General features: G+C 64.1%; 26 protein-coding genes and 1 tRNA gene. 8 read left to right on the forward strand and 19 right to left on the reverse strand.

Features of this window, described 5'->3' with window-relative positions; translation table 11 throughout:
• Nucleotides 1–131 precede the first annotated feature (131 nt).
• The 3 genes from RMN73_RS05005 to pheT are packed head-to-tail and all read left to right on the forward strand — an operon-like array spanning nt 132 to nt 5,019.
• The gene (locus RMN73_RS05005) at nt 132–1,538 is read left to right on the forward strand and encodes a short-chain fatty acyl-CoA regulator family protein (RefSeq protein ID WP_309602213.1); all 1,407 of its coding nucleotides are present in this window, start codon (nt 132–134) and stop codon (nt 1,536–1,538) included.
• 41 nt (nt 1,539–1,579) lie between these two features.
• Complete coding sequence (gene pheS / locus RMN73_RS05010) at nt 1,580–2,653, forward strand: phenylalanine--tRNA ligase subunit alpha (RefSeq protein ID WP_309602214.1); 1,074 nt, start codon at nt 1,580–1,582, stop codon at nt 2,651–2,653.
• Complete coding sequence (gene pheT / locus RMN73_RS05015) at nt 2,650–5,019, forward strand: phenylalanine--tRNA ligase subunit beta (protein WP_309602215.1); 2,370 nt, start codon at nt 2,650–2,652, stop codon at nt 5,017–5,019. Before pheS ends, pheT begins: the two co-directional genes overlap by 4 nt.
• Here the strand turns inward: pheT and RMN73_RS05020 are convergent.
• Genes RMN73_RS05020 through ftsE form a run of 4 tightly spaced genes read right to left on the reverse strand, consistent with a single transcriptional unit; the run spans nt 5,016 to nt 7,814 of the window.
• Nucleotides 5,016–5,696 carry a lysophospholipid acyltransferase family protein gene (locus RMN73_RS05020; protein WP_309602216.1) on the reverse strand — a complete coding sequence of 227 codons (681 nt, stop codon included), beginning with the start codon at nt 5,694–5,696 and terminating at the stop codon, nt 5,016–5,018. The genes pheT and RMN73_RS05020 overlap by 4 nt on opposite strands.
• The gene (locus tag RMN73_RS05025) at nt 5,696–6,232 is read right to left on the reverse strand and encodes a YdcF family protein (RefSeq protein WP_309602217.1); all 537 of its coding nucleotides are present in this window, start codon (nt 6,230–6,232) and stop codon (nt 5,696–5,698) included. Before RMN73_RS05025 ends, RMN73_RS05020 begins: the two co-directional genes overlap by 1 nt.
• Nucleotides 6,229–7,101: a hypothetical protein gene (locus RMN73_RS05030; RefSeq protein ID WP_309602218.1), complete on the reverse strand. Its 873-nt coding sequence runs from the start codon at nt 7,099–7,101 to the stop codon at nt 6,229–6,231. Before RMN73_RS05030 ends, RMN73_RS05025 begins: the two co-directional genes overlap by 4 nt.
• Nucleotides 7,101–7,814 carry a cell division ATP-binding protein FtsE gene (gene ftsE / locus RMN73_RS05035; RefSeq protein ID WP_309602314.1) on the reverse strand — a complete coding sequence of 238 codons (714 nt, stop codon included), beginning with the start codon at nt 7,812–7,814 and terminating at the stop codon, nt 7,101–7,103. The genes RMN73_RS05030 and ftsE overlap by 1 nt, the downstream gene beginning before the upstream one ends.
• 131 nt (nt 7,815–7,945) lie before the next feature.
• Here ftsE and RMN73_RS05040 point away from each other — a divergent pair, with 131 nt between their 5' ends.
• On the forward strand, nt 7,946–8,779 hold the full coding sequence (locus tag RMN73_RS05040; protein ID WP_309602219.1) for a zinc-ribbon domain-containing protein: 834 nt from the start codon (nt 7,946–7,948) through the stop codon (nt 8,777–8,779).
• A gap of 10 nt (nt 8,780–8,789) precedes the next feature.
• Here RMN73_RS05040 and RMN73_RS05045 read toward each other — a convergent pair whose 3' ends face one another.
• Nucleotides 8,790–9,002 carry a hypothetical protein gene (locus RMN73_RS05045; protein ID WP_309602220.1) on the reverse strand — a complete coding sequence of 71 codons (213 nt, stop codon included), beginning with the start codon at nt 9,000–9,002 and terminating at the stop codon, nt 8,790–8,792.
• 168 nt (nt 9,003–9,170) lie between these two features.
• Here RMN73_RS05045 and RMN73_RS05050 point away from each other — a divergent pair.
• Nucleotides 9,171–9,257 (forward strand) — tRNA-Leu (locus RMN73_RS05050).
• Nucleotides 9,258–9,336: 79 nt separating this feature from the next.
• On the opposite strand, the gene RMN73_RS05055 is transcribed toward RMN73_RS05050, so the two are convergent.
• The 5 genes from RMN73_RS05055 to RMN73_RS05075 all read right to left on the reverse strand — a co-directional run bounded on the left by RMN73_RS05055 (nt 9,337) and on the right by RMN73_RS05075 (nt 15,152).
• Nucleotides 9,337–12,063 (reverse strand): hypothetical protein, encoded by a 2,727-nt coding sequence (locus RMN73_RS05055; protein WP_309602221.1) that lies wholly within the window; start codon nt 12,061–12,063, stop codon nt 9,337–9,339.
• A 26-nt stretch (nt 12,064–12,089) separates the two neighbouring features.
• Nucleotides 12,090–12,896 (reverse strand): molecular chaperone, encoded by an 807-nt coding sequence (locus tag RMN73_RS05060; protein ID WP_309602222.1) that lies wholly within the window; start codon nt 12,894–12,896, stop codon nt 12,090–12,092.
• A gap of 232 nt (nt 12,897–13,128) precedes the next feature.
• The gene (locus RMN73_RS05065) at nt 13,129–13,638 is read right to left on the reverse strand and encodes a DUF4402 domain-containing protein (protein WP_309602223.1); all 510 of its coding nucleotides are present in this window, start codon (nt 13,636–13,638) and stop codon (nt 13,129–13,131) included.
• A gap of 222 nt (nt 13,639–13,860) precedes the next feature.
• Nucleotides 13,861–14,427 (reverse strand): DUF4402 domain-containing protein, encoded by a 567-nt coding sequence (locus RMN73_RS05070; protein ID WP_309602224.1) that lies wholly within the window; start codon nt 14,425–14,427, stop codon nt 13,861–13,863.
• Nucleotides 14,428–14,591: 164 nt separating this feature from the next.
• Nucleotides 14,592–15,152, reverse strand: coding sequence for a DUF4402 domain-containing protein (locus RMN73_RS05075; protein ID WP_309602225.1), 561 nt, complete (start codon nt 15,150–15,152; stop codon nt 14,592–14,594).
• Between the two features lie 41 nt (nt 15,153–15,193).
• Between RMN73_RS05075 and msrB the strand changes: the two genes are divergently transcribed.
• On the forward strand, nt 15,194–15,640 hold the full coding sequence (gene msrB / locus RMN73_RS05080) for a peptide-methionine (R)-S-oxide reductase MsrB (RefSeq protein ID WP_309602226.1): 447 nt from the start codon (nt 15,194–15,196) through the stop codon (nt 15,638–15,640).
• A 42-nt stretch (nt 15,641–15,682) separates the two neighbouring features.
• Nucleotides 15,683–17,764 carry a PBP1A family penicillin-binding protein gene (locus tag RMN73_RS05085; RefSeq protein WP_309602227.1) on the forward strand — a complete coding sequence of 694 codons (2,082 nt, stop codon included), beginning with the start codon at nt 15,683–15,685 and terminating at the stop codon, nt 17,762–17,764.
• Here the strand turns inward: RMN73_RS05085 and RMN73_RS05090 are convergent.
• Nucleotides 17,711–18,451, reverse strand: coding sequence for a YgjP-like metallopeptidase domain-containing protein (locus RMN73_RS05090; protein ID WP_309602228.1), 741 nt, complete (start codon nt 18,449–18,451; stop codon nt 17,711–17,713). The two genes, RMN73_RS05085 and RMN73_RS05090, sit on opposite strands and share 54 nt — an antisense overlap.
• Nucleotides 18,408–18,845: a YcgN family cysteine cluster protein gene (locus tag RMN73_RS05095; protein WP_309602229.1), complete on the reverse strand. Its 438-nt coding sequence runs from the start codon at nt 18,843–18,845 to the stop codon at nt 18,408–18,410. Before RMN73_RS05095 ends, RMN73_RS05090 begins: the two co-directional genes overlap by 44 nt.
• A gap of 59 nt (nt 18,846–18,904) precedes the next feature.
• Between RMN73_RS05095 and RMN73_RS05100 the strand changes: the two genes are divergently transcribed.
• The gene (locus tag RMN73_RS05100) at nt 18,905–19,504 is read left to right on the forward strand and encodes an ankyrin repeat domain-containing protein (protein WP_309602230.1); all 600 of its coding nucleotides are present in this window, start codon (nt 18,905–18,907) and stop codon (nt 19,502–19,504) included.
• Between the two features lie 11 nt (nt 19,505–19,515).
• Here the strand turns inward: RMN73_RS05100 and RMN73_RS05105 are convergent, their stop codons facing one another.
• From RMN73_RS05105 to dnaQ, 7 genes are all read right to left on the reverse strand, one after another.
• Complete coding sequence (locus tag RMN73_RS05105; RefSeq protein ID WP_309602231.1) at nt 19,516–20,004, reverse strand: MmcB family DNA repair protein; 489 nt, start codon at nt 20,002–20,004, stop codon at nt 19,516–19,518.
• A gap of 53 nt (nt 20,005–20,057) precedes the next feature.
• A complete protein-coding gene (locus tag RMN73_RS05110) occupies nt 20,058–20,675 on the reverse strand; it encodes a cell wall hydrolase (RefSeq protein ID WP_309602315.1) in 618 nt (205 codons plus the stop codon).
• Between the two features lie 222 nt (nt 20,676–20,897).
• On the reverse strand, nt 20,898–21,239 hold the full coding sequence (locus RMN73_RS05115) for a DUF1491 family protein (protein ID WP_309602232.1): 342 nt from the start codon (nt 21,237–21,239) through the stop codon (nt 20,898–20,900).
• Complete coding sequence (locus tag RMN73_RS05120) at nt 21,236–21,703, reverse strand: PaaI family thioesterase (protein WP_309602233.1); 468 nt, start codon at nt 21,701–21,703, stop codon at nt 21,236–21,238. The genes RMN73_RS05115 and RMN73_RS05120 overlap by 4 nt, the downstream gene beginning before the upstream one ends.
• Nucleotides 21,693–22,157, reverse strand: a complete 465-nt coding sequence (locus tag RMN73_RS05125) for a PTS sugar transporter subunit IIA (RefSeq protein WP_309602234.1) — start codon at nt 22,155–22,157, stop codon at nt 21,693–21,695. Before RMN73_RS05125 ends, RMN73_RS05120 begins: the two co-directional genes overlap by 11 nt.
• 70 nt (nt 22,158–22,227) lie before the next feature.
• Nucleotides 22,228–22,794: a ribosome hibernation-promoting factor, HPF/YfiA family gene (hpf, locus tag RMN73_RS05130; RefSeq protein WP_309602235.1), complete on the reverse strand. Its 567-nt coding sequence runs from the start codon at nt 22,792–22,794 to the stop codon at nt 22,228–22,230.
• Nucleotides 22,795–22,832: 38 nt separating this feature from the next.
• Nucleotides 22,833–23,528 (reverse strand): DNA polymerase III subunit epsilon, encoded by a 696-nt coding sequence (gene dnaQ, locus RMN73_RS05135; protein ID WP_309602236.1) that lies wholly within the window; start codon nt 23,526–23,528, stop codon nt 22,833–22,835.
• Nucleotides 23,529–23,530: the final 2 nt, after the last annotated feature.

Here is a 23,530-nt window from a genome sequence, read left to right on the forward strand (position 1 = left end):
TATTCCTCAACGAAATGCTCTGTGTGTCGCAGTGCAACAAACACCGGAAATGCCCGAAACGCACAGGCAAAAAGAGTGCAATTGTCACAAATTGACTTGTGATATTTGGAGCGTTTTGACAGTTTCGTTGAATGAACAACGACAAGCTCGTCCTCGGCCAGCGCCTGCGCCGCCTTCGCCGCGACCGTGAGATGACCCAGACCGATATGGCGGCGAGCCTTGGGGTGAGCCCGTCCTACCTCAATCACCTCGAGCGCAACCAGCGCCCGGTGACGGCGGCACTGCTGCTCAAACTGGCCGAAGCTTATGAGATTGACGTGCGCAGCTTTGCGGCTGGCGGGGGAACGCGCACCGGGCCTGACGAACTGGCCGAAATTTTTTCCGACAGCCTGCTCGGTGATCTTGGCGTCCCGCGCTACGAACTGGCCGAACTGGCGCACAACATGCCGTCGGTCGCCGATGCCGTCGCCCGGCTATATGCCGCGCTGAAGGAAGTCGACCGCAACCCCGATTTGGCATCGGGCGGGGATGCGCGCGCGCTGGTGACGCCCGAAAATTGGGTTCGCGATTACATCCAGCAGCACCGCAATCATTACCCGGCGCTCGAGGCGGCGGCCGAGACATTGGGCGGGGCGCTGAGCGATCCTTTGTCGATGGCCGAACCGATGCGGCGGCGGCTGAAAGAGGCGTGGGGAATCAATGCCCGAGTGGTGTCGCAGACCGAACTTGGCAATGCCAGCCAGGCCTATGATTCGGAGCGACGCCTGTTCCTCATTTCGTCGTTGCTTCGGGCAGAGAACCGGACGTTCGCGCTGGCTTATCAACTCGCGCTGACCGAATTTTCCGACGTCATCGACAAGATGGTGGTCGACGCCGCCCCGCCCGACCAGGGGATTGGCGAGTTGCTCCACATGAGCCTCGCCAATTATGCCGCCGGGGCGATCATGATGCCTTATGGTCGCTTTCTGAAAAGTGCCGAGGAATATCGTTACTCGATTGACCGATTGTGCGGCGATTATGGCGCCAATGTCGAGCAAGTCGCGCACCGCCTGACGACGCTTGGCCGGGCTGGCGCGCGCGGGGTGCCATTCTTCATGCTCAGGGTCGACCCGGCGGGAAATATCTCGAAGCGCTATGCGGGCGAGAATTTCCCTTTCTCGCGGTTCGGCGGGACGTGCCCGCGATGGAACCTCCACGCCGCCTTCCAGGTCGCGGGGCAGGCGGTAACCCAGGTGATCGAAACCCCCGACGGCCAGCGTTACTTCACCGTATCGCGGACGATCGAGCGGCCGATCAAGACCGGGCTGACCACCGGGCTGCAGGCGGTCGGGCTGGGTTGCGACCTGAAACATGCCCACAAATTGCATTGCGCCGACGGGGTCGATTTCGGCAATCCGGCGGTGACGCCAGTCGGCCCAGCCTGCGCAATCTGCCCCAGGATCGATTGTTCCGACCGGGCGACGCCGCCGGCAGGGCGGATGCTGGCGATCGACACGTCGCGCAAGACGATCTCGCCATATCCGTTCGTCACGGGCTGAGGCTTTGCTTTTGACCGGAGAGCTTGGCAAAGGCGGCAGCCATGACAACTGACCCCGATACGCTTCGTAACGACTGGACCCGACGCATTTCCGAGGCGGGCGATGCATCCACGCTTGAGGCATTGCGTGTCGCGGCGCTCGGCAAGGCGGGCGAAGTAACCGCGTTGCTCAAGACGATGGGTGCGCTGAGCCCCGAGGAACGGCAGGAGCGCGGGCCGAAGATTCACGCCTTGCGCGAGGCGGTGAGTGCGGCGCTGACGGCGAAAAAGGAAGAGCTCGACAATGACGATCTCGACCGGCGGCTGGCGACCGAGCGGGTCGATCTATCACTGCCGGCGCGCAACACCCCCACGGGATCGGTCCACCCAGTGAGCCAAGTGATGGACGAGCTCGCGGAAATTTTCGCCGACCTTGGTTTTGCCGTCGCCGAAGGCCCCGAGATCGAAGACGACTGGCACAATTTCACCGCGCTCAACATTCCCGAAACGCACCCGGCGCGGGCGATGCACGATACGTTTTATGTGGGTGAGGGAGCCGAGCAGCGCGTGCTTCGGACGCATACCTCGCCGGTGCAGATCCGCACGATGATGGTGCAGTCGCCGCCGATCCGGATCATCGCCCCGGGGCGGGTCTATCGCAGCGACAGCGACGCGACCCACACCCCGATGTTCCACCAGATCGAGGGACTGGTGATCGATCGCGGCATCCACTTGGGGCATCTCAAGTGGACGCTCGAGACGTTCCTGAAAGCCTTCTTCGAGCGCGACGACATCGTGCTTCGGCTTCGCCCTAGCTATTTCCCGTTCACCGAGCCGTCGGCCGAAGTCGATGTCGGCTGGTCGATCGAGAAGGGCCGCCGCGTGGTCGGCGGGTCGGAAGGCTGGATGGAAGTGCTGGGAAGCGGCATGGTTCATCCGCGCGTGATCGCCGCCTGCGGGCTCGACCCGGACGAGTGGCAGGGCTTTGCCTTCGGCACCGGGGTCGATCGGCTGGCGATGCTCAAATATGGGATGGACGATTTGCGCGCCTTTTTCGACGGCGATTTGCGCTGGACGAAGCATTACGGCTTCCGCTTCCTCGACGTACCCACGCTGAGCGGGGGGGTCGGGGCATGAAGTTCACGTTGAGCTGGCTCAAGGAGCATTTGGATACCGCAGCGGACGCTGCGACGGTGGCGGAGACGTTGACGCGGATTGGGCTGGAAGTCGAAAGTGTCGACAATCCGGCCGAGGCATTGAAGCCGTTCGTCATCGCGAAAGTGCTTACTGCCGAACGCCACCCGCAGGCGGACAAGTTGCAAGTGCTGACCGTTGATACTGGGCATGGTGCGCCACTGCAGGTCGTGTGCGGCGCGCCCAATGCGCGCGCGGGGATGATCGGAGTATTCGGCGGGCCTGGCACTTATGTCCCGGGGAGCGACTTCACGCTGAAGCTGGCGTCGATCCGCGGGGTCGAATCGAACGGCATGATGTGTTCGGCGCGCGAATTGCAGCTGAGCGACGAGCATGAGGGGATCATCGAGCTTGATGCCGATGCGCCGGTCGGGGCGAGCTTCGCCGATTTCGCCGGGCTCGACGACGCCGTGTTCGACGTCGCGATCACGCCCAACCGGCAGGATTGCATGGGGGTGCGCGGGATCGCGCGCGATTTGGCGGCAGCAGGTCTGGGGACTCTGCGGCGACTGGCCGATATCTATCGCCAGCCGACAACGGCGCCAGTCGCGGGCGAAGGATCGCCGCCCGATGTCCGCACCGACGATATCGAGGGCTGCCCGGCATTTTATGCCCAGGCGGTGAGCGGGCTGGTCAATGGCGAATCGCCGCCATGGCTCAAGGCCAAGCTGAAGGCGATCGGACAGAAGCCGATTTCGGTGCTGGTCGACATCACCAATTTCCTGACGGTCGATATCGGCCGGCCGCTGCACGTCTATGATCGTGCCAAGCTGAGTGGCGCGTTGGTCGCGCGCAAGGCGCGAGCAGGCGAGAACGTCGTGGCGCTCAACGGCAAGAGCTATGCGCTCGACGAGACGATGACCGTGATCGCCGACGACGTGCAGGTCCACGATATCGGCGGGATCATGGGCGGCGAGGATAGCGGGGTGTCGGCGGGGACCACGGATATCCTGATCGAATGCGCTTATTTCGACCCCGAGCATATCGCGCGGACCGGGCAGAAATTGCTGCTGACCAGCGACGCGCGGACGCGGTTTGAGCGCGGGGTGGATCCGGCATTCCTCGACGAGGGGCTGGCGATCGCTACCCGGCTGGTGATCGATCATTGCGGCGGCAAGGCCAGCCCGGTGGTGCGCGCTGGTGAGCCGCCGGTGGCCGAGCGGCGGGTGGCGTTTGTGCCCAAGCGGGCCAAGACGCTTGGCGGGATCGATGTGCCCGAGGCCGAGCAGGTCGCGATCCTCGAACGATTGGGGTTCCGGATCGACAGCGGCGAGGCGGTGGTGCCGAGCTGGCGGCGTGACGTCGATGGCAGCGCCGATCTGGTCGAGGAAGTGGTGCGGATCATCGGGTACGACCAAATCGTGTCGACCCCGCTGACCCGCGCCGATGGGGTGGCGAGGGCAACCGCAACGCGCGGGCAGATGGTCGAGCGCAAGATGCGGCGCGCGGCGGCAGCGCGCGGGCTGGATGAGGCGATCAACTGGAGCTTCATCGGCGAGGCCGAGGCGGCGTTATTCGGCGGCGCGGCGCATGTGCTGGCCAACCCGATCAGCGAAGAGATGAAACATATGCGCCCGTCGCTGATCCCCGGGCTGGTGGCGGCGGCGCGGCGCAATGCGGTTCGCAATGCGAGCAGTATATGCTTGTTCGAAGTGGGTCGGCGATATTTGGCGGACGGCGAGAAGCCAACGGTCGGGTTGGTGCTTGCCGGAGAGCGAACGCCGCGCGGATGGCACAGCGGAAAATCCCACTTTTTCGATGTGTTCGACGCCAAGGCAGACGTGCTGGCGTTGCTCGAGGCAGGCGGCGCGCCGGTTGGCAATTTACAACTGACGATGGATGCCGGGCCGACCTGGCACCCGGGGCGATCGGCCAGACTGGGCCTTGGAAACAAAGTGCTGGCGGCATTCGGCGAATTGCACCCGCGAATCGCCAAAGCGCTCGACGCGCCCGCCAATCTGGTCGCAGCAGAGCTTTATGTTGACATGATCCCGGCGCCGCGAAGTGTCGAGCGGGCGCGTGCGGCGTTCGCGCCGCCGGCGCTGCAATCGCTGACCCGCGACTTTGCATTCATGGTGCCGGGCGATCTTGCCGCCGACGCGCTGGTGCGCGCGGTCAAAGGTGCGAACAAGGTGCTGATCATCGGCGCGCAGGTGTTCGATCGCTATGAAGGCGATGCGGGGTTGAGCCTGGCTGTGGAGGTGACGTTTCAGCCAACCGAAAAGAGCCTGACCGAGGCCGAAATAAGCGAGGTTTCGGCCAAGATCATCGCCGCCGCCGCGAAATTGGGCGCGACCCTGCGGACCTAATTCAGGGCGTTGATCGCGGCGTGGACGCGGGCTTCTACTTCATCGCGCTTCAACCCCGGCGGGATAATCTCCCCCACCTTGAAGTGGATAGTGCCCGAGCGCTTGGGGCCCTTGCGGGGCCATAGCGTGCCGCTGTCCTGGGCGATCGGGACCACCGGCAGCCCGAGCGCGCGGTACAGGCCCGCAAATCCCGGCTGGAGCGGCGGCGCTTCGCCCGGCTCGACCCGCGTTCCCTCGGGGAAAATCAGGACCGGTCGGCCCCCCGCAATCGCCGCCTTGGCCGCGACCATCATGTTGCGAAGCGCGCTTGCCCCCGCCTCGCGATCGACCGGGATCACGCCGTAGCGAAGCGTCACCCAGCCGAAGAAGGGAATGATGGTCAGCTCGCGCTTCATCACCACCACCGGCGTGCGGGCGAAGCGCAACGTATCGACCGCTTCGACCATCGCCTGATGCTTAACCGCGATGAGGTAGGGACCGGCAGGGATTTCCCCATCCCATTCGAAGCGAATTGCGAGGATATTCCGGACGAGCCAGTAATGGCCGGCAGACCAGGCATGAACCTGCCGCCGCACCGGGCCGTCACCGAACGGCGAGACAATGATCACGCTGAGCACGTAATAGGCCGTTTCGAGCACGAACAAGATGTTGAACAGCAAGGTGCGCAAAGCTGCCATCAGATGTCGAGCCACACCGCCATCCGGCGCAATATGTACTTATTATATTCGGTGAACAGGGTCATGAAATTGGGATCGCTCCTGACCGCATCCGGGATGATCGTCGTGGTCTCGTCGAATTGGCGATCGAATTCGTAGGCCGCGCGGCGCATGTGCCAATCGCTGGTGATCAGCCGCGCCGATTTAAACCCGCGCTTGGTCAGCCAGCGGCGGGCTTCCTCCGCATTCGAACGGGTATCGACCGATTCCGAGCCGAGATCGACGCAGCAGTCGACCAATTTGCTTGAACCGTTCAGGCGGCGGACGATATCGGCTTTGGTCACCGACGGATCGGCCCCGGCAATCAGCAGGCGCTTGCCGCCGCCGACCTTGAGCACATCGACCGCATGTTCGATCCGCCCGGTGCCGCCGGTGATGGCGATCAGCGCGTCGACCTTGGCGGTGTCGGCCGGCGCGGGCGCGGCGAGCGACACGCCGAACAGCAGGAAGCCGAGTGCGTAGAGGATCAGCATCAAGGCAGTGAAACGCAGGATCACAGGCTGGTCCTCAATGCCTTCATGATCGCCAGTCGGGCGACGATGGTGGCGAGGATGGTGGCAAGGATCGGCAGCGAGGCGAGCAGCAAGATGTCGCGGAGCCCAAGCAACGGCCCGCCGGTAAGATCGGCCAGCCAGTGCGAGCCACCGTCGGCAATCAGCAGCAGGACGACCCCGGCAAACGCCGCGCCGGCAGTGCCGCCGGTCAGCGCATCGAGCGCGATCTTTCGCTGGAACAGGCGCGCGACCTGATCGTCGGTCGCGCCAATGCCATGGAGCACATCAATCGTCGAACGGTGGGTGTCGAGTGTGCCGCGCGCCGCGAGCACCACCGCAGCGGCGGTGGCCAGCGCGATCAGCAGCACGAGGATCAGCGACAGCCAGCTCAAAGCGCGGACCGCACGGAGGACGGGCCCAAGCGATTCCTGATGCGCGACAAAGCGAGCGCCGGGGACGGCTTGCTCAATCCGAGTGGCGATGGCGGCCGGACTTGCGGCGGGCGCAAGGTCGACGTCGATCATCGCGGGGAGCGGCAAATCGGCGGTCGCACCGTCGGGCCCGAGCCAGCGCTGGAGGATGTCGCGCATGTCCTTCTCCGCCACCGGGCGAACCGACGTCACGCCGGGCGTGGTGGCGAGGAGCTGGGTCGCAGCGGCGACCCTGGAAGCGCCGTCGGCAATCTCGACCGAGTAACGGTTCTGGACCCCGGCGGAGACGACCCGCGCCGAGCCGAGCAGGGCCAGCCCCGCCGCACCAATCACCACCATGACGAACATCATGATGGCAATGAAATAGGGCGTCGGCCCCTGGAGGCGGCCGCCGGGGATCAAGCGGCGCTCGGCGGGGGTGGCGGCGATCATCCCGACCATCAGGCGGGCCCTTGCGCGCTGCGCGGCGGATGACGAAGCGATCCGGTCGGGTCGACCATCGCGCCATTGTCGAGCCGGAGCATGTCGGCCCCCGGGGTTGCGGCGATCAGCGACAGGTCATGGGTGGCGATGATGATCGTCGTGCCCAGCCGATTCAGCGCGGTCAGCAGATGGAGGATCCGCGCCGCCATTTCCGCATCGACGTTGCCGGTGGGCTCATCGGCAACCAGCAATTCGGGCCGCGCAATGACCGCGCGCGCGATGGCCAGTCGTTGCTGCTCGCCGCCCGATAGGGTCGGCGGGGTGGCGCTGGCGCGATCGGCAAGCCCGACCCAGGCGAGCATTTCGCGCACCGGGCCTTCGACATCGACCCCCTCAGCGCCGGCGATACGCAACGGCAGCGCGACATTGTCGAACGCGGTCAAATGGCGGATCAGCCGGAAATCCTGATAGATCACGCCGATCCGGCGACGGAAGCCGGGCATCGCCTCCCGCGGCAGGTCGCCAAGTTCCTCATCGAACAAGCGGATCCGCCCGCGGGTCGGTCGCTGCGCGAGGTAGAGCAATTTGAGCAGGCTGGTCTTGCCCGCGCCCGACGGCCCGGTGAGAAAGTAAAATCCGCCGCGCGCCAGCCGGAAATCAAGATCACGCAACACCTCGGCACCGGTGCCGTAGCGCAATCCAACCCGGTCGAATTCGACGATCGTCGACAGCTTCATTCCCCCGCAGGCCCCCGTCGGCCCGCATAATTCCCCTTAACTGACACACGGACGCCCGCCTTGCCAATGGCGACGACATGCTGTTTATCGACATACCTATATTTGCGGGAAGGCCGCCTAGCTCCATGATCCTGACCTGCCCCGCCTGCAGCACCAAATATGTCGTCAAGGATGGTGCGATTCCGCCCGCCGGGCGCCAGGTGCGCTGCGCATCGTGCAAGCATAGCTGGCACCAGGATCCCGAGACGTCGGGCGCGGTTGCGGCCGAGCAGCAGGAAGAGCAGGCTGTCGCGGTGTCGAGCCAACAGCTGGTCGAGGAGCCGCCGGTTGAAACGCTAGTCGCCGAACCAACCGCCGAGCCCGTCGCCATCGACCATGGAGTCGATGCACCACCGCCACCGGTCGCGCCGCCACCCGGCGACGATCGCCAATGGGCGCCAGTCGAACCAGCGGCGGCGTGGGACGAACCCGCCAGCCAGCCGGTTGCGGCGGCTCCGGCGGAAGATGAATTCGAACCCTTTTACGACCATGAGCCGATCGACGAGCGACCGAAACGCAAATGGCCGTTGCTGTTGCTGCTGGCCCTGCTGGTGGCGCTCGCGGCGATCGCCTTCTGGTTCCTGGCCCCTGCTGAAATGAAGGCGCGGGTCGGGATTGCATCGGCCGGCGCATCACAGCTCGACGTCGTGCTGACCAACCAGAACAGCCAGAAACTGGGTAGCGGGAATATCCTGTTCACCTTGAGCGGGCGGGTGGTCAATCCGACTGACGAGCGCCAGCCGGTACCGCCGATCCAGGCCGAATTGCTCGATGCGCGCAAGCATGTGGTTTATAGCTGGACGATCTCGCCCCCGGCAGCGAGCCTCGAGCCGAACAAGAGTGCGAGCTTCAACAGCGCCGAAGTCGATGTTCCCGACGGTGGCAAGCATATCCGCGTGCGACTCGGCGGACCAGCCTAACCGTCTGAAATTATTGAAATTCTACCAATAAAGCGGGGCGGCGGATGCCGTCTTCGCCGCGAATGGTCCCATGCTCGAAGCGACGCTCGCGGCGATCTTCGTAGCGATCGAAGTGAATTTCTGCGCCGGAGATGATGGTGATGCTGGCACTTGCCTGCGCGCGCACCGGAACCAGCGAAACTGGCTGGGCGGTGATTGCAACGGCGAGGAACGAGGCTAGCATGATCGCTGGCTAGCGCGCCCGACCGACATGGTAAACAGCGCGTTACCCACTGTCCCGGCGTGGGACTTACCAGCTTGTCGGCTTTGCCCGTTGCGCGGGGTGGGACGCTTTGCTAGAGGCCGCGCCTTGCCAGGGCGACGGGGAGAGTTTCCCGTCGCTTTTCACGATGCGGTCGTGGCGGAACTGGTAGACGCGCAACGTTGAGGTCGTTGTGGCCGAAAGGCCGTGGAAGTTCGAGTCTTCTCGACCGCACCATATTCGCCCCCCCGACTCGGGCGGCACTGGCAGCACTTCATTAACCATGAAGTCGTGCGAGACGACTTGGTCGCGCGGCTTATTGCGCCAGCGCGAGCGTTGTCGCGCGGATAATCTTGACCGGGCCTAGCCGGGCGAGCGGTTTCAAATTGGTGATCGTTACGCTGACGTCGAGCATTGGATTGGCGCTGATCGCCTTGGCGGTGGCCGCGGTCAGGCGCAGGCGATAGCTGCCGTAGCGGACGCGTTCGAACAGGAAATAGCCGTCAATGTCGCTGATCGCGGTGCCGAGCACCTCGCCATCGGCCCCGACCAGCTGGATCTCTAGCCCCTCATAGCCGCTGCCATCTTCCTTGACCGCAAAGCCCTCTGCCGATCCGCCGCCGACCAGCGCAATATCGACCTGCGCCGCGATGCCCGGCCTTGGGATCACCACCTGCACCGGCTTCGACGGGGCGAGCGCGGGGTTGGCAAGGCTCGACTGGTCGATGCCGATACCGACCGGAAGATAGGGCGACAGCCCGCCGAGACGCGTCATGCCATCCTTGTCGGTCGGTTGCTCGGCGAGTTTCAGCCCGGCCGTGATGATCGCATCCCTGGCGAGCGGCTCGCCGTGGTCGAGGCGGCCATTTTCGTTGAGATCCTCGAACACCCGCGCCTGGACGGTGCCGGTCGAGGCAAGCTTGTCGCGGGTTGGCCGCAAACCGCGGCCGTTGAATGGATCGAGCGCGAAATTGAGATTGATCCCGGCCGCAACCGACCCGTCGCTGGCGGCTTCCCCGGTGAGCGCAACCCCGACCGCGTTGAAGCGGCGGATATAGCTCAGGCGGCCGCGATAACGCTTGGCGTCGGCTTCGTAGGCGACGCCGGCCTCCCAGTCGGTTTTCTCCCCCGCCGACCAATAGGCCGAAACCTCGGCACGATCGAACTGGCGTTCGGGGCGCATTTGCCAATTGGCCGACCCGCGCACGCGCACCCGCCCGACCCGCGCCGAGGCCAGCAAGATGGTATCGACGCGCTCGCTCGAGACGCTGCCCGAGGCATCGAGCTTGCGCCGGAAAATGGTTTCGCTGTTGAGATTGAAGCGGCCGAACGAAGCCCCGAGCCTCGCCGCCGCATCGAGCTCACGCGATCCATCGACATTTGTGCGCTTGGCGAGATCGGCACTGACCGGGAACACGGCATGACCGACGACGATCGGAGCAGCAACGCTGAGGCGATGTTCGGACTTAAGTGCCTGGCCACGTTCGTTGGTCGCGGCGAAGCCGTTGGCGCGAAACGTGCCAGCGGTAACATTGACCGGGCCAAGCTTGGCAATGATTTGCGCCCGCGCCGCGAACCGCCCGTGGGTATCGACCGCAGCGGCGAATTCGGTCAGCGCCGGGCCGATACTGTAGCGCACCGACCCTTCGACGAAGGTCAGCCGTTCGTGCTGGATCTCGGCCGAGCGAACCAGCGCCGCGACCGACAGGCGCTTGGTGACGCCATAGCGCGCCTCGACCACCATTTCGGGTGCGTTGCTGCGCTTGAAGGTGGTCTGGTCAAGACTGTTCGACAGATTTGGCGGCGGCGGTTGGGCAAATTCCAGCACCGGCTTGTCGGGCTGCCGAATCCCGGCCCAATACCAAAGTTTGCCGGGCGGGACGTTCTGCTGCCCGACATTGAGGGTTTGCTCGCGGCGCTGGACCTGGCCTTGCGGACCATAGAGCACAATCTCGAACCGATTATCGCCATAGTGCAGGTCGACGTCGTTGAAATGGTAGCGCCCGTCGCCGCTGCTGCCATCGGAGAAGGCTATCAACCCGCCGTTGCGATAAAGTTCGGCGTCCCAGCCGTCGGGCAGATCCCCGGTAAAGGCGGTGCGATCGAACGAGGTCGGGGTGTTGATCGGCTGGTTGGAGATCATCGCGCCGCGCCCGCTTGCGCTCGTTGTGCCGCCGAAGGTGCTGCGCAGTCCCTCGATATCGCCGATCGCCACCTGCGTTGCGCGCAGCGGGCCGAGAATCTTGCCATCGGGATCGAACCGATAAAGCTTGGCGTAGACCGAATCGACCAGGCGGGTGCGACCGCTCGAGACGCGCACTTGATACGACATCGCCGCGATTTCGCCCGCCGCAGCGACGGCGATCGAGCGGTCGACCTTGACCCCGGTGCGGGCATCGTAGGTGGCGCCGGCGTTGACGACGAATTCGAGCGCCGGTGCGCGCCACAGGCGATAGGGCAATTTGACGCGCGGCAGGCCCTTGAGATCGACCGGGACGTTATATTTGAGCGAAGAGGCGCGCAGGCGACGCTCCGCGGCCAATTCGACCGGAAGCTTGAATTCACTCCCGACCAGCAACAGCGAATGGGCGGTCTCCGGATCAAGGGTGACGCCGAGCCAACGCGCGAGCGCGGTGGCACTGGCGCACCAACCCTCCGGCACCTCGCGAATATCGCCGTCTGCTAATGATTCGCGTTTGCTTTTGACCGTAACACTATCATCGCCAGTGTTGATGTCGATCGTCTGATCCTGCTTGAACGCCCAGCCGGTGGCGCGGCGGGCGGTGAGATCGATCTTCATCGGCACGTCCAGCGCCTGGAGGAAATCGCCGAGCACCAGGCAGGTACCGGTCGGGGTGGCGTAAGCGCGCACCCCCTCGCCGAGCCGCAGCTGGCGAAGCCGCACGTCGAGCATGAATTGCTCGTCGGGATCGGCGCGCCAGCCATTGCCCGCGGGCGCTGCGGTCATCGACGCGGTCGCGCCGGCGCCGAGCAGCGCCAGCGCCGCCGCAGCGTGACGCCACCAGCGGGCTGCACTGCCCATGTTTTGGCCCCGGTCCCCGACAGCCCCTAGCGCAGGACCGCCGTGGTTTCGGCCGACAGGATCGGGCCATTGTCGCTATTTTCGTAAAACTGGACCGTGACCGGGCCGGTCAGCGCCCCGGCATAATCCTTGGCGCGCGGGACGATGATCGTGCGGCCGTTGATTTCAGTATAGACGGCGACGCCCTTGGTCGCGGCAATCGGATCCTTGACCCCGGCCTTGAGCACCCGGATTTCGCCATAGACCGAGCGTTCGCCCTGACGCGAGAGCTGGATCGAAACGCCGTCCTCACCCGGCTTGCCGACCGGGTGGACGTCGGCAATCCCGGCCTTGGCGGTGAGATTGCCGAGGCGGACAATGACCGGAATGGTGACGCCGTAAATCGGGATCAGCTGGAACGCGAGGCCCGAGGCGGCCTTGGGGTCGGACACCGGCTTAGGGTCGGGGATTGCGCGGAACAGCAAATGCACCCGATATTCGCCATCGGCGAGGCCCGCCGGGGCGCGCGCCGAGATGCGGATCGCCTGCGGCTGGTTGGGCGGAAGCGTGACCTTTCGCGGGGCAAACACGACCATTTCCTGGGCGGCTTTCTCAAGCGCGTTGGCATCGGTCACCTCGACCAACTTGCCGTCCACGCTCATCCGGCGCAGCTCGGCCGAGATACGATAGGTGGCGGTACCTTCACCGACATTCTTGAGGATGATCTCGGTCCCGCGGCCACCATTCAAGATGACGCGGGTCGGCGCGACCAGCAGGTCGCCGATCCCGGCCGTGGCCGGAACCGCCGCAAGCCCGGTCGCGGCAATCGCAATAACGCAAAGGAAATGACGCATCGAAGTAACTCCCCATCGTGGCCGCCAGAGGGCAGCCGTCATGTGGAGGAACATTGGTCCATAATGGTTAGCATCTTCCTAACCATCTCCCGCAATATCGCTGAAAGGCGGCATTATCGGGGAATGGCCAGCAACGGCGGGACGCGTCGCCGCAACGAAAGCGCGTCACCGCAATGAAAAAGGGGCGGAAGCCTCGCGGCCCCGCCCCTCCAGTCTTCTGGTCGATCGGGCTTTATTGATAGTCGGCGGTCACCGTGAAGGTGCCCTGATAGGTGCCACCGGCGGTTGCCTCGGTGATCGTCAGCGACCCGCCGACATAAAAGTCGCGGCCTGGCGAACCCGAGTTGGGCAAGGTGATGGTGTAATTGCCGGTGCCGCTGTTGGCGGCGACGCTGTTCCTGGTGGTCAAAGCCAGCGTCGGCGGCGTGCCGGTCGCGCCCTGCAGCGTCAGCGTCACATTGGTCGGCACGTTGAGCGTGATGTTGGCATTGTTCGTGCCCTGGAGGTTGAACAAGGCCGACTTGACCGTGCCGGTGCAGGTGAAACCTGCAGCACAGAAAGTAGTCGTCTGTGCGGCCGCTGCGTCGACCGTGAACGTACCGCTAAATGTGGCCGTCGATGGCGTGACGATCGAGCCGAGGTCAATCGTCTGGCCACCGGTCATTACCAGCGGCTTGAGCACCTTGGCATTGACGGTGGCATTGGCGGAAGCGGCATGAGCCGCCGTTGGAAGAAATGCCATGGCGCTGAGGCCACAAGCGACGGTCAGGATCCTGGAACGATTCAGCATATTATCCCCACTCAACAAAAGGACCATTTCGGTCATAAGGTAAGTGTGTCGTTAACCCTGTCATCCTTTCAAAAGCGCTCAACAACATGGTTAGCGCGGCGTTAACCAGCGTAATGAAAAGGGGACGGGAAGTTTCCTCCCCGCCCCCGATACTGGTCCGATGAACCGGTTGGTTTAGAGATATTCAGCCGAGACGGTAAACGTCTGGGTGTAGGTTCCCGGCGGCACATCGCCACGAACCGACAGCGTCCCACCAACGGTGAACGTCGCCTGGTCGAGCGAAACGCCGGTGTTGAGGACATAGTTGGCATCGCCATCGCTGTCGCCGTCATTGCTGAGCTTCAGCGCCAGTGAAAGGTACGGATTGACGCCGCCGTCGAGATCGATCGCCGCGGTCGGGATCGACACCTGGACGCTTTCGTCAGCCGCACCGGTGACGACGAAGGTCGCCGCTTGCTTGGCCGCCGAGCAGGCCCATGCCGCGTCGCAACCGCCGAACACGCCAGCGGTCGAAACGTCGAATACGTAGATGCTGGCCGGGGCCACGGTGCTGCTTTTCACCAGCACGCCGAAATCGAGCAGGCCGCCGGTCGCGTCGATCGACAGCGGTTGCAGGATGCGGACCTTGGCGGTGCCATCGGCAGTTGCCGGATTGCCCGGAGCAGCCAACGCCGGAGTCGAGGCCAGCGCGAGGCCGGCAATCGTGGCGACAAGCGCCGTCTTGGTCAGAAACTTGATCATGTTGAAAATCCCCACTTTGTCCCGAATGAACCCGGCGTCGTGAACACTGAGGTTCGCTCTTCCGTACCGCTTCATTAACCTTGATCGCTTTCGGCTTTGCTCAGCTTCATGGTTAACAGCGTGTTGAGGATTAATCCGATGTGGAGAAATTGGCCCTGAGGCCGTCAGAGATAGTCGACGGTGATCGGAATATCGCCGCGATAGGCGCCTTCGACATTGCCCGAGACATTGATCTCCCCGCCGAACCGAAATTGCAGCTGGCCGTTCGAATCGAGGCGCGCTGCAGCTGGCAGGTCGCTGGTGAGGTTGGTCAGGCGGATCGCGCTGCCGGTAGCGCTGGTCAGTTCGATCGCGCCGGGAAAGCCGATCTTGACCAATCGTCCGGGCTCGCCGCGAACGATCACGCTGCCGACCAAAGCGCGGCCGCTGACCGATTCGATCGAACCGCTCGACGATCGCGACCCGTCGGGCGACAGCCGCGCCATGCCGGCCGAATTATCGCGCAGGATCAACTGGTCGAAATCAAGCCGCGCCTGAATGTCGAGCTTGATTGGGGTGGAATCGCTTTCCGGATCGAGCGTCGTGGTCGGTGCCTCACACAAGCGACACTGCGCCGACGCTTCGCCGGGCAATGCCACCGTGCCGACGAGCAAGGCGATTGGTGACAGCAAATGGAACCGCAGGGCCGACATGATGCCTTGATATTGGGCGAGGAATGAAAACATGGTTAAGACCCGCTTCACCAAATCACGCGCAGGAGACCTGGATGGCCCACGACCACAGCACCGCCGCCGACACCGATTGGCGCGCAAAATTGACCCCCGAACAATATCGCGTGCTTCGCCAGTCGGGCACCGAACCGGCATGGACCGGCGAATTGCTCGGCAACAAGGCCGATGGCGATTATGTATGCGCCGGATGCGGCGCGCCCTTGTTCCGCAGCGACGACAAGTATGACAGCGGCAGCGGCTGGCCGAGCTTCACCGCGCCAATGGGCGGCGATGCGGTTGCCGAAGAGAGCGATTCAACCCTCGGCATGGTCCGCACCGAAGTGAAATGCGCGAAGTGCGAAGGCCATCTGGGCCACGTCTTCCCCGACGGGCCCGGCCCCGAAGGCCTGCGTTACTGCATCAATTCGGCGTCGCTCGGCTTCAAGGCGGACGAAGCCGAGGGTGACGCGGCGGATGACGATCAAGCGGCGCAGGCCGACTGACTCTTGCCGCGCCCCCGGCTTCTTCCTATCGATCGTCGCTGAATGGCCCGATCTTCCTCGACTTCCGCCGGCTCGAAGCTGGCTGCCGTGTTCAAATATGGGTTGGCGGCGGCCGGGGTCGGCTTACTCGTGCTCATTTTTGCGGTGGCCGTGAAGGTGTTCTCGCTGCCCGATTATAACGAATTGGCGAAGCGCGACGACCTTGGCCAGATGGTCCGCGTTCGCGCCGCCGATGGCAGCATCCTGGTGACGATGGGGCCAAGCTTCGGCCAATGGCTGCCCTATGAGCAGATCCCGGCGACGATGCGCGCGGCGATGATCTCGGTCGAGGACAAGCGATTTCGCGGGCATCTGGGCGTCGACCCGATCGGCATGGCGCGATCGGTCAAGGTGCGGTTCGAGGCCGGACGCTGGAAGCAGGGCGGATCAACCATCACCCAGCAATTGGCGCGCAACATCTTCCTGACCAATAGCCGCACGTTTGGCCGCAAGGTCAGCGAAGGCGTGCTGGCGCTGGCGCTCGAGCGCAAGTTCAGCAAGGACCAGATCCTCGAGCTGTATCTCAACCGGGTTTATTTCGGCGGGGGCGCTTATGGCATCGATGCCGCCAGCCGGACCTTTTTCGGTCATGGTGCCGACCAATTGTCGCTGAGCGAGGCCGCGATCATCGCCGGGCTGGTCAAGGCGCCGTCAAACTACTCCCCCACCGCCGATGTCGACGCCGCACGCGGCCGCGCCGGGGTGGTGATCCAGTCGATGATCGACAACGGTTTCCTGACGGCGGCAGCGGCGGCCAGCGCCGGTGAAGCGCAAATCAAGGTCCAGCCCGCCGCCAAGCAGAATAGCGCGCGTTACTTCACCGACTGGGCCTTGCCCCAGCTCGACACGTTGATCGACGAGACCAAGGAGCCGATTGACGTTTACACGACGCTCGACCCGCGGATGCAGGTAGCCGGTGACCGGGCGATCAACGCCAATGTCCCGTCCGGCGCGCAAGGGGCGTTGGTGTCGATCGACCGCGATGGAGCGGTTCGGGCGATGATCGGCGGGCGCGACTATGTCAGCTCGATCTACAATCGCGCGACCCAGGCCCAACGCCAGCCGGGATCGTCGTTCAAGCTGTTCGTTTATCTGGCCGCGCTCGAGGCCGGGAAGAAGCCGACCGACGTGCTGGTCGACGAACCGTTCGAAGTCGACGGCTGGAAACCGCGCAACTCGACCCGCACCTTTGCCGGGCCGGTTACCCTGCGCGAGGCCTTTTCGCGATCAATCAACACCATCAGTGCCAAGATCGGGGCGGAACTGGGATTTGGCACGATCGCCGATATGGCCCACCGCTTCGGTGTCGGCAGCACCATCTCGACCTATCCGTCGATGGTCCTTGGGTCGAGCGAAGTGCGGCTGATCGACATGACCCGCGCGTTCGCATCGGTCAGCAATCGCGGGGTGTCGGTGATGCCCTATGCGATCGTCAAGGTGGTCTCCGCCGACGGGCGATTGCTGTACCAGCATGAACCGACCGAGGAACGCGTGCTGGTCGCACCGTGGGTCGCAGCCGGGATGACCGATTTACTGCAGTCGGCGGTGCTTAGCGGCACCGGGCGGGCAGCCCAAATCGGACGGCCAGTGGCGGGCAAGACCGGCACTACCACGTCGAACAAGGACGGCTGGTTCATCGGCTTCTCGAGCGGGCTGACGACCGGCGTGTGGATGGGGCGCGACAACGCCAAGCCGATCGCCGGATTGCAGGGCGGAACCGCCCCGGCGCGCGCCTTCGCCAGCTTCATGACGGTCGCGGTGGCCAACCGCCCGATCCAGAAATTCGAGATAGACGTGCCGTTGCCCGACTGGCAGCTGGAGCCCGACGAGGAAGTCTGGGGCATTCCGCCCGAAGAGGGTTTCGGCCCGGCGCTGGTCGACGAAAATGGCAATCCGATCGGCACCCCGGCGGGCGATTCGCAGGGCATCCCGGTACCGACCCAGCCGGGTGGGCCCGATCAGAGCGAACTCGACCGGATTTTCAACAGCCCGGCACCGCCGCGCGAGCAAAGGCCCCCACCGCCGCCGCGATCAGAACCCGCGCCCGACCCGCTTCAGCCGCGGCCCGACCAGCCGCAGGGCTGATCGCGCCGCCGCGACATCACCGTCGAACAGGCGCGCCTCGAGCGCCTTAAACTCGGCGCCGTGGTTCATGTGTACGCGGTGCGCCACTTCATGCGCGACGACCCAGCGGCGGACATGGGTCGGGGCCAGCACCAGCCTCCAATTGTAGCGGATTGCCCCCGACGAAGAGCAGCTGCCCCAGCGCGACGAGGCATCGCCGATGCTGACCGAGCGGATGGTTACCCCGGCCCGCTCCGCCGTCTCGGCCGTATCGGCGGACAGCAAATCACGAGCGCGGCGGCGAAGGTAAGTTTCGATGCGCCGGGCAAAGCCTTCCCGTGGGCCGCCGCTGCTGAGCGAGCTGTCTTCCAGCCGCACGGCGCGGGGCAATGCCGCATCCCAGACGAGCAATGTTTCGACCCCTTCGAGCGGGATGCGTTCGCCCGGTTCGAACGGGTTTCCCGACGGCAACTTGGCCAGCTCGGCCTCGACCCAGACGCGTTGGCCGAGCGCCCAGTCGAGCGCCGCCTTGCGGCTCGATCGCGGCGGGCAGGTAAGCAATAACTGGCGCTTGTCGGGATCGAGCCTCAGGCGGAGGCGGCGGGCGCGGGGATGCGCACGGATCGCGATCGGCCACGGCAAGCCGGGATGGTCGAGCGCCGCGTCAGAGCGGGCGGTCGACAAGGTGCCATTCCAGTTCACCGGCATTGACTTCGCTGACCGTCCAGCCGCGGGTCGACTGGCCGGCATCGTGCACCGTCTCCCGGCTGCCCGAGATGAGGTAATGCCAATCCTTCAATGGCTCGTCGGCCGCGCGAAGGCGATAGGCGCAGGTCGAGGGTAGCCAGCCGAGATTGTCGATCCGCCCGCGCTCGAGCTGGACGCAATCATCGACCAGTTTCTTGCGGCGCTTGTAATCGGTGCATTGGCCGTTGTGGCTGTCGAGCAATTTGCAGGCGACGTTGGTCAGATAATAGTCACCAGTATCGCCATCTTCGAGCTTGTGGAGGCAGCAGCGGCCGCAGCCATCGCACAGCGCTTCCCACTCCCCCCGGTCGAGGCTGGCCAGGGGTTGTTCCCAAAAAGGTTTTCGTCCGTTCATCGGCGGTGTAGCCATGCGCGGGCATAGAGCGTGGATCAAGGGCAATCGCGGACATGAACATGAACAGACGGACCATTGGCACGATGATGATCGCCGCATCGCTGGCGGTGTCGCCGGCAGCAGCGCAATTGAATGCGTCGCCCGGCGAATCTTTCCTGACCGCGCTTCGCGAGGGCAATGGGACCAAGGCCTATAATCTGGCTGATGCCAACGCCACCGTGGTCAATTATCGGGGCCTCGACGGATCAGCAGCGCTGCACATCGTCATTCGGACCCGCAATTCAAACTGGATCGGCTTTCTGTTGTCAAACGCGGCCGACCCCGATGTTGCCGACAAGAATGGCGATACACCACTGATCCTGGCGGCGCGAACCGGTTATGGCGAAGCCGTTGCCCGCTTGCTGTTGGCCGGCGCACTGGTCGACAAGACCAATCGGCTCGGCGAGACTGCGCTGATCGTCGCCGTCCAGCAGCGCCAGCCGGCGATCGTCAGCACCCTGCTCAAGCTTGGCGCCAATCCCGACAAGACCGACCATGCGGCGGGCTATAGCGCGCGCGATTATGCCAAGCGCGACACTCGGTCGCGCGAATTGCTCAAGCTGATCGAAACGGTCAAATCGCAAAAAACCAAGATCGCACCGCTCGCGCCAGCGCGCTAGGCTGGCCAGATCTAGAAGCCCAACCCCAACGTCGGATCGATCTGGGCCGACAGCCGGCGCGCGGCGCGGCGGGCGAAGTTGAGCCATTCGGCCTTGCGCCGCGCCGGCGACAGCGGGCGAAGCAATGCCTCCCGCCGGATCGCTGCATCGTAACGATCGGCCACCAGCAGGCCGGCCTCTTGTGGCAGGAAGTGCGCGTCATCGAGCAGGGCGCACAGCGACTGCGGCACGGCCCAGTAGAAACGGTCGCAATATTCGAGATAATCGCGCCACTTTCCGTCACCGAGCAAATCGGAGCGGCTGACCTTGATCTCGACGATCGTCAGATGGCCCTTGGGATCGATTGCCACCAGATCGGCGCGGCGGCCATTGGGCAGCGGCACTTCGCACATCGCGAACCAATCCTGGCGGCAGAATAATCGAGTGACGCCGCGCGCAACCTCCGCCGCGATCGGCGGCTGGTCGGCGAAACAGTCGGGAATCGGGGCCGCGCTGCTCATCGCCGGCGACTAGAACGATTCAAGAACGATGGGAAGCGCCGCGGCGCCGCCGACTAGCGGTAGAAGATGTGGTTGCCGACACTTCCGACCCGCGCCAGCCGCCAGCCCGGGGAGACTCGCTTGGCGTGGAAGAAAAGCGCATTCGGCACCGACGATGAATGCAGCTTGCCATCGACGATCTTGGCCACGGCGACCGCATTTTCCCACTGACGGCTTGAACGCGCCGGGGCCGGATAGCTGCCGCCGCGAACAAAGCTGAACTGGCTGCGCTGGAACAATACGCCGCAATAGGTCGAGGCAAACCGGCCCGACTTTGCGCGATTGGCGATCACCTGACCCACGGCCAGCTGACCAGCGAGCGGCTCGCTTTTCGATTCGTAATAGATGCCGACAGCGAGGCATTCGAGTTCGCGGCTGCCCGGATTGGTCCCGCGAAGAGCGGCAACCTTGCTCGACAAATCGCCGGTCGGACGCGGCGTTTCCACGATTGGCTGATCGGTCAGCTCGTCTGATTCCATCGTCGGGGCAAGCGGATCGAGCTCGACCGTCGTTGCCGGAAGCTGGATGCTGGCCGGGATCGGCTGAATGACGGTGGGGGTGGGAAGGACGTTTGACGCAACCGAAATCAACGGTTCGGGAGTCGCATAAGCTTGGGCAGGGGCGACCGACATTGTGGTCAAGCCAGCAAGCACCAGGGCTGCAGATTGAAGTCGAAAAATCATCTAATCTTTATCAAGTGCGGCGAGCCGTCCGTGGTGCCTGGGCTCTCGATGAGCCTCGCTTTGCGCCTTGGATGGTTCCCCGTCTGCGTGGCAGCTGCCGGCCGATTTGCCGTACGAAACTGCCCCCCGCTCTGGTCTTGAAACCGGCTTTCGACCAGCCGAGTTAAGCAATCAAGACGAGGCGGTCGTTTCAGCGATGAATCGTTCCGCATCCGGGATGTTCAGTTCAATTAACCAGAAATCCGGGTCGAACCGAGCACGATTGTCGATCGATTCGTGGAACTTATCGCGATCCAGCGCTTCACCGCGCGCCGCGATGGTCCAACGATAGTTAAAGTCCGCCGCCATCTGCCGCTCGATCATCGCCAGCGGGATGCCACGCTCCAGCACCAGCAGAAGGATTGCGCCACTATCCGGGTCACCACGCCTGAGCACGGTCGCGAATCCGCCATTGCTTTGCGCCTGGCGGATGAACGCGGTCGCCTCCAGTTTGGCGGGAAGACGGTCGCTCAACGCGCGCTGTAACCGTCGAGGCCGGACAGCGCGATGTGCGAGCGCAGGAAGGTGCCGGTCCCGCGAGCACATTCCTCGCCGTCTGAATCGATGATCCGCGCCTCGGCGACGAACACCCGGCGCTTGCCACTGATCCACTTGCCCTCGGCGACCATCGCCCCCTCGCGCATCGGCCTGGTGAAATGAAGGTTGAAGGCGGTGGTCAGCAGGAAGCGATCGCTGACCAGGCTGTTGGAGGCATAAAAGGCCGCATCGTCGAGCATCTTGAAATATAATGTTCCATGCGCGGCACCGGCGGCATGGAAGGCGCTTTTGTCGACCGTGAAGTGAATTCGCGATTCGCCGGCCTTGGCTAGTTCGAGGCGCGATTCGAACAAGCGATTGATCGGCGCCGAATCATACAATGTCTCGAGGCTTCGCCAATGCGCCTGCGCGCCCGAGCCGGAACCTGCCTCAGGCGGCATCGCGCTCTTCGGACGCCATCAACACTGCCGCCAGCGCATCGCGGCTGCGCGCGCCGCGCATTTTCTCGAGCGTTGGACCGCCGCGGATCGTGCGGCTGACCGCAGCCAGCGCCTTAAGATGCAACGCCCCGGCATCGGGCGGTGAGAGCAGCAAGAAGACGAGATCGACCGGCGCGCCATCGATCGCCTTGTAATCGAGCGGATCGGCCAGCCGGACGAGCATCGCGTAAATCGATGTCAGACCATCGATCTTACCGTGCGGAATCGCGACCCCGTTGCCGAACCCGGTCGACCCGAGCCGTTCGCGTTCGAGCACCGAATCGACGATCGCCGCCGGGTCGAGGCCGAGATGCGCCCCGGCGGTCTGGCCAAGCATGGTCAGCAATTGCCGCTTGCTGCTGACCCCAAGGCCAACGCGGATCGATTCGAAATCCAGAAATTCAGTTAGCCGCATTGGACAGCTTTCGCTCATGGGATGGGCGGGATACGCGCCGCCATCCCGTTACAGGTCAGTCAGGCGATTGTCATTGCGCTTGCGGTTCGACCCAGCCGATGGTGCCGTCATCTCGTCGATAGACCATGTTGAAGGCGCCGCTGGCGAGGTTGCGAAACATCAACGCATTGGTGTTGCGAAGATCGAGCATCATCACGGCGTCGGACACCGTCGCCTCGGGAATGTCGACCTTGGTTTCGGCGATGATCGGCGGGCTCGCGGGCGGCTCGGCGGCGGCGGCGGGCGATTCGAAAATGGTGTAGCCAGCATCCTCGACCAACGCCGCCTCGGCGCCATTGCCCTTGCGATTGCGAAGCCGACTTACGTAGCGCGCCAACTGGCGTTCGATCTTGTCGGCCGCGCCTTCAAAGGCGACATGCGCATCATTCGCCCGGCCCGATGCCTTGAGCACCACGCCATGCGTTACCGGCGCGACAATATCGCAGGTAAAGGCTTCATGCGGCCCGCGCCCGAACGTCACGCTGGCAGCTGCGGCGCGATCGAAATAGCGACTGGTGATCGCCGACATGCGATCATTGGCATGCGCCTGAAGCGCTTCCCCGGTTTTGACCTGATGGCCAGCGACCCGAACGTTCACGGATGTTCCTTTCACTTCACACGCTGACGGCACATCGCCTAGATTGGAGCCGACACGCGCTCCCACAAGGGATTGACCAGCCCGGCAACAAAGCGCCGGTGCGCTTCGCGTTCCGTAGCGGATGCGAAATGCGGGCGCGCCGGGCGAAAAAGGCGGTCGGGCGCGGTTGACGTGGCCGCGTGATCGGATTGGCCAGGATCATCCGCCAACGTCAACCCGATCTGCCGACCGCCGGTCAGTTCGACATAGACTTGGGCAAGCAATTGCGCGTCGAGCAAGGCACCATGCTTGACCCGGTGACTGCGGTCGACCCCGAAGCGGGTGCACAAAGCGTCGAGGCTATGCTTGGCACCGGGATGGCGCGAACGCGCGAGCACGAGGGTGCAGATCATCCGGCTGAGACAAACCGGATCGCGGCTGCACTGCTTCAGCTCATGATTGAGAAAGCCGAAATCGAACGTGGCATTATGCGCGATCAGCGGCGCATCGCCGATGAACTCGAGCAATGCTTCGACCGTCTCCGCGAACGCGGGCTTGTCGGAGAGGAAATTGTCACCCAGCCCGTGGATCGCTTCGGCTTCGCTCGGCATCGGGCGCTGAGGATTGAAATAAGCATGATAGAAGCGTCCGGTCTCGACCCGATTGATCATTTCGACGCAACCGATCTCGACCAGTCGGTCGCCACCCGCCGGGCTCAGGCCGGTGGTCTCGGTGTCGAATATGATTTCGCGCATGC

Origin of the sequence: Sphingomonas sp. (assembly GCF_031372575.1) — a bacterium.
Taxonomy (GTDB): Bacteria; Pseudomonadota; Alphaproteobacteria; order Sphingomonadales; family Sphingomonadaceae; genus Sphingomicrobium.